Here is a 13244-nt window from a genome sequence, read left to right as displayed (position 1 = left end):
TCGGTCTAGCGGACGACGCACACGGTGAGGCGGACCTCGCTGGGGTGGGTGAGCGGGCTGAAGGACATGGAGTACAGGCGGGGCTGGGAGTGCTCGAGGACGCCCGCCCAGTCGGCGGCGGAGGCGCGGCCGGGGAACTGACGTACCTCTTTCTCGGTACCGGGCAGGTGCAGCAGCCTGTTGCCGATGAGCAGGGTGGCGAACGGTGATGCCTTGGTGTGAATGGCCGGTGCCGGAGCGGCCGGCGGACCGGCGGCGGCTGATGTGGTTGCGGGGACGGCTGGTTCCGGGGCAGCGGTCGTGACCGCTCCCGAGAGAACAGGCTGCCGGCCGTCGGCGGCAGCAAGCGCGGTGACCACCTGGCCGAGCCACTGCTCGGCGGGCCGTCCTGTGGTTGTGCAGCCCCGGCGCCGGCTTCGTCGTCGGCGTCGCGCTGCCCGTCGACGGCGGCCACGTCGCGCAGTGACCACCGAGCCGGCGAGCGGTTCCCCCGGCGGGACCGGCCCGATACGCAAGAAGGAGCGACAACATGCCCAAGCAGTCCGCGCCCCAGCAGCTGGAGGCGATCGCCCCCAAGCTCGTCGAGGTCACCAACGAGGTGCTCTTCGGTGACGTGTGGGAACGTCCCGGGCTCTCACCGCGCGACCGCAGCCTGGTGACCGTCAGTGTCCTCGCCGCGCTCTACCGCAGCGAACAGCTGCCCTATCACCTGGGCGTGGCGCTGGAGAACGGCCTGAGCGTCGAAGCTCTCCCAGACCATCACCCACCTGGCCTTCTACGCCGGCTGGCCCCACGCCATGACCGCGATCAACCAGCTCAAGGCGCTCACCGAAGAGCGCGACGCCTGAAACCCGCACACCACTTCCCCGCAGCCGCACAGCAAGGAACACCTTCCGTGGAAATCATCACGCAGACCCCGACCGCCAAGGCCCCCGCCGGGCGCTTCACCGGCGACGTCCACCTCAACATGATCGAGACCCCCGCCGAGCCGGCCCGGCTGGCGGCCGCCCTGGTCCGCTTCACCCCCGGTGCCCGCCCGGCGAGGAGCACTGGCACGGCGGCACCGACACCACCCTCATGGCGCACATCGCCATGTCTTCGGCGATGCCGACGGCGACGGCACCACCTGGCTGGAACCGGTGACCGACGAGCAGTACGCCGAAGCGCTCGCCACCGCCGTCCGCTGAGGGCCTGCTACGGCGAGGTGGGCAGGTGCGGGGAGCGGAGCACGAGCAGGGTGATCTCGCTGGGGGCGAAGACGCGGAACGGCGGGCCCCAGAAGCCGGTGCCGCGGCTGGTGTAGAGGAGAGTACGGGGGCCGTGGTGGCTGAGGCCGGCGAGAACGGGCTGGTCGATGCGGACGAGGTGGTGGAAGGGCCAGATCTGGCCGCCGTGGGTGTGGCCGGAGAGCTGGAGGTCGATGCCGGCGGCTGCTGCCCGGTCGATGAACTTGGGCTGGTGTGCCAGGAGCAGGACGGGTAGGTCGGGGTCGGCGCCGTCCAAGGCTCCGGCGAGGTGGGCGCGGTGGCCTGCCAGGCCGGAGGACTCGGCGGTGACGTCATCCACGCCGGCGACCACGAGGGTGTCGCCTCCGCGTTCGAGCAGCAGATGGCGGTTGCGCAGCGGCTCCCAGCCGAGCTCGTCCATGAGGTCGACCCAGCCCTGGGCCTCGCTGTAGTACTCGTGGTTGCCGGTGACGTACACCCGGGCCCGGGTGGCCCGCACGGTTCCGAGCGGGGCGGCCTGGGCGCGACGGCGTTCGGCCGTGCCGTCCGCGATGTCGCCGGTGTGGCAGACCAGGTCGGCCTCCAGGGCGTTCACCGCCTCGCACACCCGTGCCGACCAGCGGGCGCGATCGAGGGGACCGTAGTGGGTGTCGGTGATGAGGACGACGCGGATACCGTCCAACCCGGCGCCCAGCCGGGGGAGTTGCACGTCGAGTCGGCGCACGCGTGGCACGCGGCGGGCCTCGGCGTACCCCCAGGCGAGCAGCACGGCGGTTACGCCGAGGACGGCCCAAGTGACGATCCGGGCCCGGTCCTGGCTCTCGCCGGCACCGGCCACGGTCAGGGCGAGCCGCAAGAAGACGCCGAGCAGAACGGACCAGGTGAACAGAACCCAGCTCGTGCCCAGCAGGGTGTCACCGACGATCGCCGCCCCGTCCTGCTGACGCCGGCCGTGGCCGCGCACCATCGCGAGCGGCATACCGGCGAGGCCGAGGACGAACAGGACGGTGCCGACCAGCGTGACGGTCAGCGGCCAGTGCTGGCCGGTGTACAGGAGCACCCAGCAGGGCACGGCCCACAGAAGCACGGGGGCGATCAGGGGGATGTAGCGCATCAGGCGGCGCAGTCGGCCGCCCTGCCGCGGAGCTTGCGCTTCACCCTCGGCGGGCCGGGCGTTGCTGGTGTCGGTCACGCTTTCCCTCTCTGACCAGGCTGCCGTCTCGCGCACTGTATCCGGTCGCCCTCGGGCCGGCCGGACCGGTGTTCATGGGTGCGGCCCCTTGGGGCGAAGGGGTTCTCTGCGGGACGTCGGCAGGCCCGTTCGCCGCGAGGAGCCGTCCCTGGCGACGCGGATTGGTTCAGGGCGGCCCTGAGGTCGAAGCGCTCTCCCGGCGCGGCCGGAGGTTCGGGCCCGCTCGCGTCGCGGGCATGGGAGGGTCGCTGCGCTCGTGAGCGGGCGGGGGGTGCCCGGAGGGCGACGAACCTTCAGGCAACCGGCTTCAGGCTCTAGAAGAAGCCGAGCTTCTGGGGGCTGTCAGAACAAAGAATGTTCTTGGTCTGCTGGTGGTACACGCCTAACATGCCGTTGAACTGGGGAAATGGCCGACGGTCACCGTGGCGAAGAAGGGCTGGTCGGTGACCTCGAACTCCTCCAGATTCATCGGCTTGGTGACGTAGGCGTTGGCGGGGTGGCGGTAGGCGCCGGTGACCTCGTCGGGGGGGCGGCGGACGCAGTCAGTGCGACGACCGGGAGGGTCCGTAGGTCGGCGTCCTCCTTGATGACGGCGAGGAATCGCGGCCGGTCATGCGCGGCACGTTGAGGTCGAGTACGACCAGGTCGGGGCGCTCGTTGCTGGCGTCGCGCAGGTATTCGAGGACCTCGACGCCACCGCAGACCTGGGTGAGGTCACGGGTGCCGCGCTCGGCGAGGGCGTCCTGGATCAGCACCGCGTCAGCGACGTCGTCCTCGACCAACGGCACCGGGCTCCTTGACCGCTCATGCTCACGGCACAGCCGTGCACGGAGTCGTGCAGGGCATCGCACCGGGACTGGGCAAGTGGCCTGCCACCAGACTCGCCAGTCAGGGTAGGTCGGCCTGGTACGGAAGCCGTGACGGGCTGTACGCACCGGACACGCGCGGGCGCTCGTGCTTTTCAGCCGGGGAAGCCGCCTTAGGGCCGGCAGGCGGGCAGGTGACCGGCATGGACGAGCAACACACAGGCGCGGCGCTGCGTACGGCACTCGACCGGTTGACGTGTCCCCATGACGGTGCCGCAGGCCAGGACCTTTGGCGAACCTGTACGAGCGGGGAGTCCGCGCGCATGTAGCTGGCCCAGGCTGAACAGCCGGGTCACGGGCGACGCCGCAAAGCCGAGGGGTTCAGGTCTGCGATCTTCGGGTAGCCATCGACCGCCATGAGGAGGTCAGCCTCCGCAAGGAGGGAGCGCAGTACGTGGATGATGCCGTCCTCGCCCCCCAGTGCCAGACCGTAGACGTAGGGCCGCCCCACCGCTACCGCCCGCGCGCCCAGCGCCAGCGCTTTCACAACATGGTCGCCGGAGCGCACACCCGAATCGAAGATCACAGGAGTCTCGCCTGCGGCTTCGACGACATCCGGCAGCATGTCGAGTGAGGCAAGGCCACCGTTGGCCTGGCGTCCACCGTGGTTCGAGCAGTAGATCGCATCGACACCGCCGTCGACGGCCCGCTGGACATCCTCGGGATGCATGATTCCCTTGAGGATCAGCGGCAGGTCGGTCATGGAACGGAACCAGGCGAGATCGTCCCACGTCAGGCGCGGGTTGCCAAAGGTCATCGCCCAGGCTCCCACTGCGGCCTGCCGATCCTCTTCCGGGGGCTTGGCCAACCGGGACCTGAAGACCGGGTCGCTGAAGTAGTTCTCCAGGGCCAGACCTCGCAGCTGGGGGAAGTTCGAGCGGCTGAGGTCGCGAGGCCGCCACCCCGGGATCCAGGTGTCCAGCGTGACGACGATCCCCTTGAAACCCGCCTGCTCGGCCCGGTGCACCAGGCTCTCGGCAAGCTCCCGGTCATTCGGGGTGTAGAGCTGGAAGAAGCCCGGGGTGTCACCGAACTGCGCGGCGACATCCTCCATCGGGTCGACCGTGAGAGTGGAGGCGATCATCGGCACGCCAGTCCTCGCCGAGGCCCGTGCCACGGCCAGATCACCGTGGCCGTCCTGCGCGCACAGACCGATCACACCCACGGGCGCCATCAACAGCGGGGACGGGAGGGTCAGCCCGCACAACTCGATGGTCAGGTCGCGCTGGGCCCCGTCGACGAGCATCCTCGGGATCAGCCCCCAGTCGTCGAACGCCGAGACGTTGAGGTCCTGAGTGTGCTCGTCGCCCGCCCCGCCGGCGACGTAGGACAGGAGCCAGGGGTCCAACGCCTGGGATCCCCGCTCCTCCAACTCGGCGTGGGTCATCGGCATCTTCGGCATGATGCCGGAGAGCCCGTTGAGGTAGATATCGAACTGGTAGTCGCCAAAGTTCGACACGCGGTTTCCTGCCTCCTCCTGGTCGGTTCTGGCCCGGCTGGCCGGTCTTGCTCGGTCGGGAGCCTCAGTCGAACAGGTCCGGCGACGAGGCGATGATCTGGTCCCACAGCGGACGGAACTGGAACCAGCCCGCGAGCGGCCCGCCGATCTGTGCGCGGACCTGCTCCGCGGTCTCCCGGTCGATCTCGTCGGGGGTGCCGGCGGCCATGGCCAGGAGCTGCGCCTGGCACGACCGTTCCATCGTGATGAACCACCACGCGGCGGCGGCAACGGACTGACCGACGGTCAGCAGGCCGTGGTTCTTCAGGATGACGGCCTTCGCCGGGCCGAGTGCCTCGCCGATGCGGCGCCCCTCGTCGGCATCGCTCACGACTCCGCGGTAGTCGGCGTAGAGGCCCTGGTCCTCGAAGAAGGCGCAGGCGTCCTGGGTGAGTGGTGCCAGCGGGATCCCGAGTGCTGAGAACGCCTTGCCGTGGAGGGAGTGCGCGTGTGCGGCGGCGACGGCGTCGGGGCGGGCCTTGTGGACCTCGGCGTGGATGCAGAAGGCGGCACGGTTCACCGGGCGTCTGCCGTGCAGCAGGTTGCCTTCGTGGTCGACACGGACCAGGTCGGAGACCTTGATCTGATGGAAACTCATTCCGAACGGGTTGACCCAGAACGTGTCGGGGAACTCGGGGTCACGGGCAGTGATGTGCCCGGCGACCCCCTCGGAGAAGCCCAGTTTTCCGAAGACCCGGAAGGCGGCGGCGAGCTCCTGCTTGCGTACTTCGCGCTCCTCTTCGACCGAAAGCCCCGTGGGCGGGAGCGGGAGATCGAAGTCGTCGGGGATCGGGCCGATGTTGGCCCGGATCAGGTCGAGCATCTCGGGGGCGTGGCGCTGCTGCGTGATCGTCATGGTCTTCGTTCCTTTCGATGTGTGGAGACGTGGTCAAGCCGTGAGCGCGGTGACAGGGATCCGTGCGGACTTCAGCCGTTTCCTGCCGTGGCGAGGATCAGTGAGGCGACGCGTTGCGGTGCCTCCAGCGGGGGCCAGTGTCCGACGTCCGCAAGGGCGTGGAGCGTCGCGTTCGGCATGCGTTCGGCGATCCGCTCGGCGATGTGGGCGCCCGCGACGGGGTCGCGCAGGCCCCAGATGAACGTCTTGGGCAGATCGCTGGTCTCCATGGCTTCCACCCATCGGTCGCGGTGGGCAGTCCGGTCGGTGATGTAGTGGATCAGCCGGTGGGAGTTCAGGTGGCCGTCACCGTGGCTCATGCTCTTCCACATCGCGGCTGTGTCGGCGCTCGGGTCGTAGTGCTCGGCGAATGTCGGTGAGAGGGCGGTGGCCATGAGTTCGCCGGTCAGTGCTGCGCTGAGCCGGGGGCCGGTATCCGGGTCGAGCAGCGCCGTCTGGGCCGCTTCCGGTCGGTGGAGTTCGGGGTAGATGCCGCCGTTCAGCAGCGTCAGGCTCGTGATCCGACTCTTCAATGACCCGTCGGCGCTGCGCGCGAGCAGCTCCTGCGCCACGGTGGCCCCGTAGTCGTGCGCCACCAGATGCGTCGAGGTCACCGCTTCGTGCTGCCACAACGCGACCACCAGGTCGGCCTGCTCGTGGATCGAGTAGTCGTGATCGGTCGGCTTCTCGCTCGCGCCGAAGCCGAGGAAGTCCGGTATGAGGAGGGTGTGGCGAGCGGCGAGAGCAGGTACCGCCTGGGCCCAGTCATGTGACGAACTGGGGAACCCGTGGAGCAGGGTCATCACGGGGCCGCTGCCGATGCGGCGGACGAACACCTGGCGGGGGACTCCGGCGACGGTGAGCGGGACCAGTTCCCCTTCGGACCACCACTGCTCGATACGCGGCGCCATCACAGCCCTCCCAGCAGTGCTGGCAGGAACCGGCGTTCCAACTCGCCGTGCGGGAGCGCTGCCGGTTCCACGAGACTTTGTGCGAGTCCGCCTTCCCGGACGGCGACGACGAGACGCAGCAGCATGTCGAGATCCGTCTCGGTCACCTTGCTCGGTTCGGTCGCGAGGAGTGGTGCGAGCAGCTCCGCGATCGCCGCCCGGATCGCTGCGTCGTGGCAGGCGAGGGCTTTGGCCGCCTCGGGGTTGCGGATGGCGTGGAGCGTGAACTCGGTGGAGATGAGGAACCAGGTTCGGGTCTCCTCGTCCACGACGCTCGCCAGCTCGATGAATGTGGCGACCGGTTGCTCGGAGAGCACGGCTTGGTCCACCGCCTCACCGAGCTGTTTGAGGACGATCTCGGAGCGTCGAGTGAACAGCGCAAGGAAGAGTTCATCCTTGGAGCCATAGTTCGAATAGAACGCGCCGGTCGTGTAGCCGGCCCGTGTGCACAGCTCCGCGATCGAGACCCCGTGAAACCCGTGCTCGGCGAACGCCTGCTCGGCTGCGTCGAGCAGGCGCTCGTTCGTCTCCCGTCGTCTCTTGGTCACGCGTTGTGTCATGCATCCCACCTGTTCGCGTCAAGGCGCTCGACGATGCCGGATAGGGGTTCCTATCGGATAGAGGTACCTATCCGATAGGCCACACTATCGAGTAAGACTGGGGCTGACGCAAGGCCCGCGACGGGAGGGTTCGCGGTGTCCTCTCGGTCAGCCTTTGGTGAGACGTCCCGCTTCGGCGGGTTGGCCCGGGAGAGCGCGACAGGAGAGCCACCCCCTCATGGCCGGCACCAAGCCCACCGGATCCGACCCGGCACTTCGGCCGAAGCGCCGCACTTTCAGCGCCGAGTACAAGCTGCGGGCCGAGGAGTTGATCCGCGAGACCATCGCGGCCCGCAACGGGATCGTGCCCGATGCGGTGCACGCGGACCGAGGCACCTCGATGACGAGCAAGAAGGTCTCCCAGCTGCTGACCGGTCTCGGGGTGACCCGGTCGCACTCCCGGTCGAAGGTCTCCGACGACAACCCCTACGGCGAGGCCCAGTTCAAGACCACGGAGTACATGTCGGGCTGTCTCGAACGGTTCGACTCGCTGGCCCACGCCCGCGAGTGGTTCGACGCGTTCATCGCGTACTACAACCATGAGCACCGGCACTCGGGTATCGGCTGGCACACCCCCGCCTCCGTCCACTTCGGGACCGCCGAGGCATACGCCCGCCACCCCGAACGCTTCGGCCGACGCCCCCGACCACCCGAGATACCCCAGACCGCCTGGATCAACGACCCGGCCGAACGCCGCGAACCCGCACCACAGACCTCGTAGCGCCACGACCGTCTCACTGGACGAAATCTTCCGACGCGGCCGTCAGGTGCTGCTCACCGGTTCCGTTACGGGGAGTGGGCGGGAGGGCCGGGCGAGCAGGGAGGCTGCCACCGCCGCGGTGATGAAGGTGACAAGGCTGTAGATCGCGGGTGTCACTGCGGCGGCCGGCATGTTCAGCAACGCGGGGCTGAGGGCGATGGTGACGGCGAGCGCACCGTTGTGGATGCCGATCTCCATCGACGAGGCGACGGCCTGGGGCCGCTCGACGCGGGTGAGGCGGGGAACCCAGTAGCCGATGACCAGGTTCAGGACGCTGAACGCCGTCGTGAGCGGAAGGACGGAGCCGAGGGACCGGCCCAGCTGGTCGGCGTTCTGCAGGATCGCACCGACGACCACCACAGCCAACACGATGAGCGAGACGATCCGTACCGCCTGGCCGAGCGTCCGCGCAAGGCCCGGGCGCAGGCGCCGCAGCGCCATTCCCAAGGCCACCGGCAGCACGACGGTGGCGATCAGCGTGACGACGCCCTGCGGTTGCAGTCCGATGTTGTGGGCGTGGCCGAGGTAGTGCCGGGTCACGCCCCACATGACGAGCGGCAGTGTGACCACGGAGATCAGCGAGTTGACCGCGGTGAGGGTGATGTTCAGCGCGATGTCACCGCGTGCGAGATGGCTGTAGAGGGCCGCAAGCGTTCCGCCGGGTGATGCGGCCAGGAGCAGCATCCCGACCGCGGTGTCGGTGTCGGCTCCGGTGAGCGCAAGCAGCGCGAGACAGAGCGCGGGCATCAACACCAGCTGGCAGGCCAGTGCCGTGCCCACTGCGCGCGGCGCACTGATCACGCGGGCGAAGTCGGCGAAGGTGAGAGAAAGGCCCAGGCCGAGCATGATGACCGCCAGGGCGATCGGCAACAGCACGGTGGTCAGGACAGAGCTGTGCAACGTCACTCCTCAGGATCAGTGCCGGTGGTATTCGCCGACCGACCGGGCGAAGAAGGCACGCAATGCCTCCTTGTGGTCGTCCTTCATGAACAACTCGGCCAGTTCGTCGACCTGTCGCCGGTGCGCCTCTTCCCGGCTCATCTCCAGGGCGTCGTTTACGCACCGCTTGGTGGCCTCGACCGACAGGGGGGCGCGGGTCGCGATCCGCTCCGCCTTCGCCAGCGCTACGTGCATGAGCGCCTCGGGTGCGCATACCTCGGTGACCAGTCCCCAGGCCGCGGCCCGCTCGGCTCCGTAGCGCTCGCCGGTGAGGAGGATCTCCTTGGCCGGTCCGAGTCCCACTGTCCTGGCGAGGCGCCAGAAGTTGGCCATCAGGCCCACGTTGACACCGGCCGCGACGAAGGACGCCTCGCTCGACGCGACACGAATGTCGCAGGCCAAAGCCAGCTCGAACCCGCCGCCGACGGCCGGGCCGTTGACCGCGGCGATCACCGGAGCGCGGAACCTCTCCAGGCCGTCGACGATCCGCTCGAAGTCCGCCACGAGATCGGGCAGTTCGGTCCGGGTCATCCGCTGGTCCTGGGCCAGGTCCGCGCCTGCGGTGAACACGCCTCCGGCCCCGGTGAGGACGACCGCACGAATCTCCGGCTCTTCCTCCAGCCGGTCGATGGCCGTCTTCAGGTGCGCCCGGCTCTCCCAAGAGAGCGTGTTGACGGGCGGGTTGCTGAGTGTGATCACCACGATGTGCGGGGTGTGGTGCCTCAGCTGGACTGCGCTCACTTCTCCTCCTTGGCCACGCCCGCGGCGAGCAGGGCCTCGATCTCGGATGGGCCGAAGCCGGCTTCGGTCAGCACGTCGGTGGTGTGTTCGCCCAGCAGCGGGGCCGGACGATCGATGACGGCCGGAGTGCGGGAGAACTTGACGGGCACGCCGATGTGCTTCACCGGCCCCGCCGTGGGGTGTCCCACCTCGACGAGCATCCGCCTGGCCTGGATCTGGGGGTCGGAATAGACCTGACCGATGTCGTACACAGGTCCGGCGGGGATGCCGTGCGGCAGGAGGATGTCCATCCACTGCTCGGTGGTGTGCTGCAGGAACCTCTTCTGCAGTTCCTCGGTCAGCGACGGGCGGTTGGTCATGCGGGACATCGGATCGGCAAACCGCGGATCCGTCTCCAGCCCCGGCCATGCCAAGGCCTCCACGAGACGTTCCCACATCCGCTGATTGGGTGTGCCGACGGTCAGCCAGCCGTCGGCAGTCCGGAACGCCTCGTAGGGGGCCGCGAGCCGCATCTGCGAGCCGAGCGGGCCGGCTACTTGCCCGGTGGCGAACAGGAGGGCGCTCTCCCAGACCATCAGGGAGACACCGGCCTCCAGCAGGGATGTGTCCACGTACTGTCCCTCGCCGGTACGCAGACGGTGGACATAGGCGGCGAGCACACCGTTGGCGGCCAGGAGCCCCGCGGTGAGGTCACAGATCGGCACGCCCGCCTTGACCAGCGCGCCACCGGGCTCCCCGGTGACGCTCATGATCCCGGACATGCCCTGGGCGACCAGGTCGTACCCGCCCCGGCCGGCCAGCGGGCCGTCCTGGCCGAATCCCGAGATCGAGCAGTAGACCAGCGCGGGGTTCCGTGTGGCGAGTCGGGGATAGTCGCAGCCGAGCCGCTCCATGGCGCCCGGCCTGAAGTTCTCGACGAGGACATCGACTCCCTCGCTGAGCCTGCGCAGCGTGGCGGCTCCCCGTTCGTCCCGCAAGTCCAGGGCGATCCCGCGCTTGTTCCGGTTCACCGCCATGTATGCCGGCGACTGGCCGCCGGGGAAGTCGGCTCCCCAGCCACGGAGTTCGTCGCCGGCCGGACGCTCGACTTTGATCACGTCGGCGCCCATGTCGGCGAGCAGCGCCGCGCAGTAGGCACCAGCCATCACGTGGCTGACGTCCAGAACCCGCACGCCGTCGAGGGGACCCGCCATCGCATCTCCTGAGGATTTCGCCCGTGAAATTCGTGCCGCATGGCGGCACGCGCGTGCTACTATGCGGTCCAAACGGTAGGTGGGCCGTCAGGAGGCGTCAACAGATGCGCAGCGTTTTCACGACCTTCTCCGTACTGGAGGCGCTCGCCGAGGCCCAGCCGGTCGGTGTGGGCGCACTGGCACGGGAGCTGGATCTGCCCAAGAGCACCGTGCAGCGGAGTCTGACCACGCTGGCCGAGGTGGGGTGGATCCGCCCGCTGGACAGCAGCGGCCACACACGGTGGATGCTGACGGCCAAGCCCCTGAAGTTGGCCGGGCACGTGCTGCGCCACGAGCGCCTGCTCCGCGAGGCCGCAGCGCCCGCGATGGCGGACCTCGCCCGGCAGACCCGCGAAACGATCCACCTGACGATCGTGGACGGTGACAGCGTGATCCTGCTGGACAAGATCGACAGCACGCACACCGTCCGCAACGTCTCCTGGGTCGGCGGTCGCGCTCCCCTTCATGCGTCGGCGTCCGGGCTGGCGATCCTCGCCCACCTGCCGGCGGACGCGATCATGCGCCACCCGCTGACCAAGTACACCGGGCAGACCGTGACGGATGCCGAGGCGCTGGGTGCCACTCTCGCCACGGTCCGCAAGCGCGGTTACGCCATCAACACCGGGATGTGGCGCGACGATGTGAGCGCCGTCGCTGCGGCGATCCTGGATCCGACCGGGGTGCCGGCCGCATCCCTCAGCATCTCTGTGCCGACCTACCGGCTCTCCGACGAACTCCGGGACCAGTACGGCGTCCTGGTCCGCGACGCCGCCGCGCGCGTAACGTCCCTGTGGGATGGGCAGGACCCCGAAAACAGTCCCACGGCGGAACGGGACGGCTGAGGGGGCAGGTCCACAGACGAGGCACGTCTCTCGGAGGCGCCGATACCGGCCCCCTCCAACGCCATCTGGAGGTCGCCGGCATCGGATGCGGCCCTGGGCGCATGACATCCTCTGCGCACTCGTCGACAGCATCGCCCACCAGTTCCCGCGGGGCATCCCACAAGCGGCGGACCTCGTCGCTGACGCCTCCCTGCGCGGCTGGACGGCGGCGGCAGCCACCTCGCGCCGGGCGAAGCCCTGACCCTGCCCCTGTGCTTCGCCGGCGCGACGCGCTGGCCCGGGCCAGTCGACAGGCCCACCACCCAGTCCCGAGACGAGGCACCTGCCCCGGTTCGCCATCGACTCGCGCCGGACCAATGTCTACGATCTGAGCAACGGGGTCGCAAGGGCCTCCGACTTGACCTCCTCGGCGGCTACGCAGTGGCCGGCGGTCTCCAGCGGGGCTGCGGTCCGGTCCACGACGTCGTCGACAGTGACGCCGGGTGCGAGTTCGACCAGCCGTAGACCGTCGGCCGTGACGTCTATGACGGCGAGGTCCGTGATGATCCGGTCGACGACACCCAAGCCGGTGGCAGGCAGCGTGAGTTCCCGGACGATCTTGGGGCTGCCGCTTGTCCGCTGGGTCGGCTGCGACGATCCGGTCGACGTAGACACCCGGAAGGTGGACGGCGTCCGGCGGAATCTCGCCGGGTTCGACAATGCGTTCCGCCTCAACCAGGGTGGTGCGGCCGGACATGGCGCACAGCGGGTTGAAGTTGCGGGCGGCGGCGTGGAAGACGCAGTTGCCGTGGCGGTCGGCGATCTCGGCGCGCACCAGCCCGAAGTCGGCGATGATGGCCTCCTCCAGGACATGGCGGCGCCCGGCGAACTCGCGTACTTCCTTCGGCGGTGAGGCAACCGCCACCGAGCCGTCGGACGAGTACCGCCACGGCAGTCCGCCCCTCTCGACCTGGGTGCCGGTGCCTGCCGGGGTGTAGAACGCCGGGATGCCGCTGCCCCCGGCCCGCAGCCGCTCGGCCAGAGTGCCCTGCGGCGTCAACTCCACTTCGAGTTCGCCGGACAGGTACTGCCGGGCGAACTCCTTGTTCTCGCCCACGTAGCTCGACGTCATACGAGCGATGCGCCCGGCCCGCAGCAGCAGGCCGAGGCCCCAGTCGTCGACGCCGCAGTTGTTCGACGCCACCCGCAGCCCGGTCGTTCCCGCCTGGAACAGGGCAGCGATCAACGTCGAGGGGATGCCACACAGCCCGAACCCTCCGACGGCCAGTAGCGCGCCGTCCGGTATGTCGGCCACAGCCTGCGCGGCCGAGTCCACCACCTTGTCCATTTCTGACCTTTCGCTTGCCCCTGGTTGCGCCGCACCGGATCCAGGGTGTTGACAGTTGCTGGCCGGCCCCACGGAAACCGCGACAGACTTGCGCCCGTGTCCGCGACCGACGCCCCCAGCACAAGCGCGGAACAAGGCCCGTCTGCTCCGGCGCGGCGATCACGACTCACACGTGGA

12 protein-coding genes and 6 pseudogenes are annotated in these 13244 nt (G+C 69.1%); 6 read left to right on the top strand and 12 right to left on the bottom strand.

Annotated elements, in window-relative coordinates; all coding sequences use genetic code 11:
• Positions 1 to 5: 5 nt before the first annotated feature.
• A complete protein-coding gene (locus ABZ919_RS15510; RefSeq protein WP_361247577.1) occupies positions 6 to 359 on the bottom strand; it encodes a hypothetical protein in 354 nt (117 codons plus the stop codon).
• 20 nt (positions 360 to 379) lie between these two features.
• On the opposite strand from ABZ919_RS15510, the pseudogene ABZ919_RS15505 reads away from it, so the two are divergent.
• The 3 pseudogenes from ABZ919_RS15505 to ABZ919_RS15495 all read left to right on the top strand — a co-directional run.
• Positions 380 to 466: pseudogene (locus ABZ919_RS15505) on the top strand (oxidoreductase); the annotation flags it as partial.
• 63 nt (positions 467 to 529) lie between these two features.
• A pseudogene (locus tag ABZ919_RS15500) lies at positions 530 to 848 on the top strand (carboxymuconolactone decarboxylase family protein).
• Positions 849 to 895: 47 nt separating this feature from the next.
• Positions 896 to 1187 (top strand): annotated as a pseudogene (locus tag ABZ919_RS15495) (hypothetical protein).
• 7 nt (positions 1188 to 1194) lie between these two features.
• On the opposite strand, the gene ABZ919_RS15490 reads toward ABZ919_RS15495, so the two are convergent.
• The 6 genes and pseudogenes from ABZ919_RS15490 to ABZ919_RS15465 form a co-directional block, all read right to left on the bottom strand.
• Positions 1195 to 2418 (bottom strand): metallophosphoesterase, encoded by a 1224-nt coding sequence (locus ABZ919_RS15490; RefSeq protein WP_361247575.1) that lies wholly within the window; start codon positions 2416 to 2418, stop codon positions 1195 to 1197.
• 382 nt (positions 2419 to 2800) lie between these two features.
• Positions 2801 to 3239, bottom strand: a pseudogene (locus ABZ919_RS15485) (response regulator).
• Between the two features lie 337 nt (positions 3240 to 3576).
• The gene (locus tag ABZ919_RS15480; protein WP_361247632.1) at positions 3577 to 4686 is read right to left on the bottom strand and encodes an alpha-hydroxy-acid oxidizing protein; all 1110 of its coding nucleotides are present in this window, start codon (positions 4684 to 4686) and stop codon (positions 3577 to 3579) included.
• Positions 4687 to 4807: 121 nt separating this feature from the next.
• A complete protein-coding gene (locus ABZ919_RS15475) occupies positions 4808 to 5605 on the bottom strand; it encodes a class II aldolase/adducin family protein (protein ID WP_361247630.1) in 798 nt (265 codons plus the stop codon).
• Between the two features lie 104 nt (positions 5606 to 5709).
• Positions 5710 to 6588: an alpha/beta hydrolase gene (locus ABZ919_RS15470; protein ID WP_361247573.1), complete on the bottom strand. Its 879-nt coding sequence runs from the start codon at positions 6586 to 6588 to the stop codon at positions 5710 to 5712.
• Positions 6588 to 7187 carry a TetR/AcrR family transcriptional regulator gene (locus tag ABZ919_RS15465; RefSeq protein WP_361247571.1) on the bottom strand — a complete coding sequence of 200 codons (600 nt, stop codon included), beginning with the start codon at positions 7185 to 7187 and terminating at the stop codon, positions 6588 to 6590. The genes ABZ919_RS15470 and ABZ919_RS15465 overlap by 1 nt, the downstream gene beginning before the upstream one ends.
• 217 nt (positions 7188 to 7404) lie before the next feature.
• On the opposite strand from ABZ919_RS15465, the gene ABZ919_RS15460 reads away from it, so the two are divergent.
• Positions 7405 to 7947: an integrase core domain-containing protein gene (locus ABZ919_RS15460; protein ID WP_361247570.1), complete on the top strand. Its 543-nt coding sequence runs from the start codon at positions 7405 to 7407 to the stop codon at positions 7945 to 7947.
• A 42-nt stretch (positions 7948 to 7989) separates the two neighbouring features.
• On the opposite strand, the gene ABZ919_RS15455 is transcribed toward ABZ919_RS15460, so the two are convergent.
• The 3 genes from ABZ919_RS15455 to ABZ919_RS15445 are packed head-to-tail and all read right to left on the bottom strand — an operon-like array spanning position 7990 to position 10859.
• On the bottom strand, positions 7990 to 8886 hold the full coding sequence (locus tag ABZ919_RS15455) for a bile acid:sodium symporter family protein (RefSeq protein ID WP_361247568.1): 897 nt from the start codon (positions 8884 to 8886) through the stop codon (positions 7990 to 7992).
• Between the two features lie 15 nt (positions 8887 to 8901).
• Positions 8902 to 9666 carry an enoyl-CoA hydratase/isomerase family protein gene (locus tag ABZ919_RS15450; RefSeq protein ID WP_361247566.1) on the bottom strand — a complete coding sequence of 255 codons (765 nt, stop codon included), beginning with the start codon at positions 9664 to 9666 and terminating at the stop codon, positions 8902 to 8904.
• Positions 9663 to 10859 carry a CoA transferase gene (locus ABZ919_RS15445; RefSeq protein WP_361247564.1) on the bottom strand — a complete coding sequence of 399 codons (1197 nt, stop codon included), beginning with the start codon at positions 10857 to 10859 and terminating at the stop codon, positions 9663 to 9665. Before ABZ919_RS15445 ends, ABZ919_RS15450 begins: the two co-directional genes overlap by 4 nt.
• A gap of 104 nt (positions 10860 to 10963) precedes the next feature.
• Between ABZ919_RS15445 and ABZ919_RS15440 the strand changes: the two genes are divergently transcribed.
• Positions 10964 to 11740: an IclR family transcriptional regulator gene (locus ABZ919_RS15440; RefSeq protein ID WP_361247563.1), complete on the top strand. Its 777-nt coding sequence runs from the start codon at positions 10964 to 10966 to the stop codon at positions 11738 to 11740.
• Between the two features lie 85 nt (positions 11741 to 11825).
• The gene (locus ABZ919_RS15435) at positions 11826 to 11981 is read left to right on the top strand and encodes a hypothetical protein (RefSeq protein ID WP_361247561.1); all 156 of its coding nucleotides are present in this window, start codon (positions 11826 to 11828) and stop codon (positions 11979 to 11981) included.
• 119 nt (positions 11982 to 12100) lie between these two features.
• Here the strand turns inward: ABZ919_RS15435 and ABZ919_RS15430 are convergent.
• Positions 12101 to 12349: pseudogene (locus tag ABZ919_RS15430) on the bottom strand (CoA-transferase); the annotation flags it as partial.
• 1 nt (position 12350) lies between these two features.
• Positions 12351 to 13067: pseudogene (locus ABZ919_RS15425) on the bottom strand (CoA transferase subunit A); the annotation flags it as partial.
• Positions 13068 to 13244: the final 177 nt, after the last annotated feature.

Source organism: Streptomyces sp. NPDC046759 (assembly GCF_040645475.1).
Taxonomy (GTDB): domain Bacteria; phylum Actinomycetota; class Actinomycetes; order Streptomycetales; family Streptomycetaceae; genus Streptomyces.
Note: the sequence above shows the minus strand (reverse complement) of the source record. Positions and strands in the feature narration are given on the sequence as shown.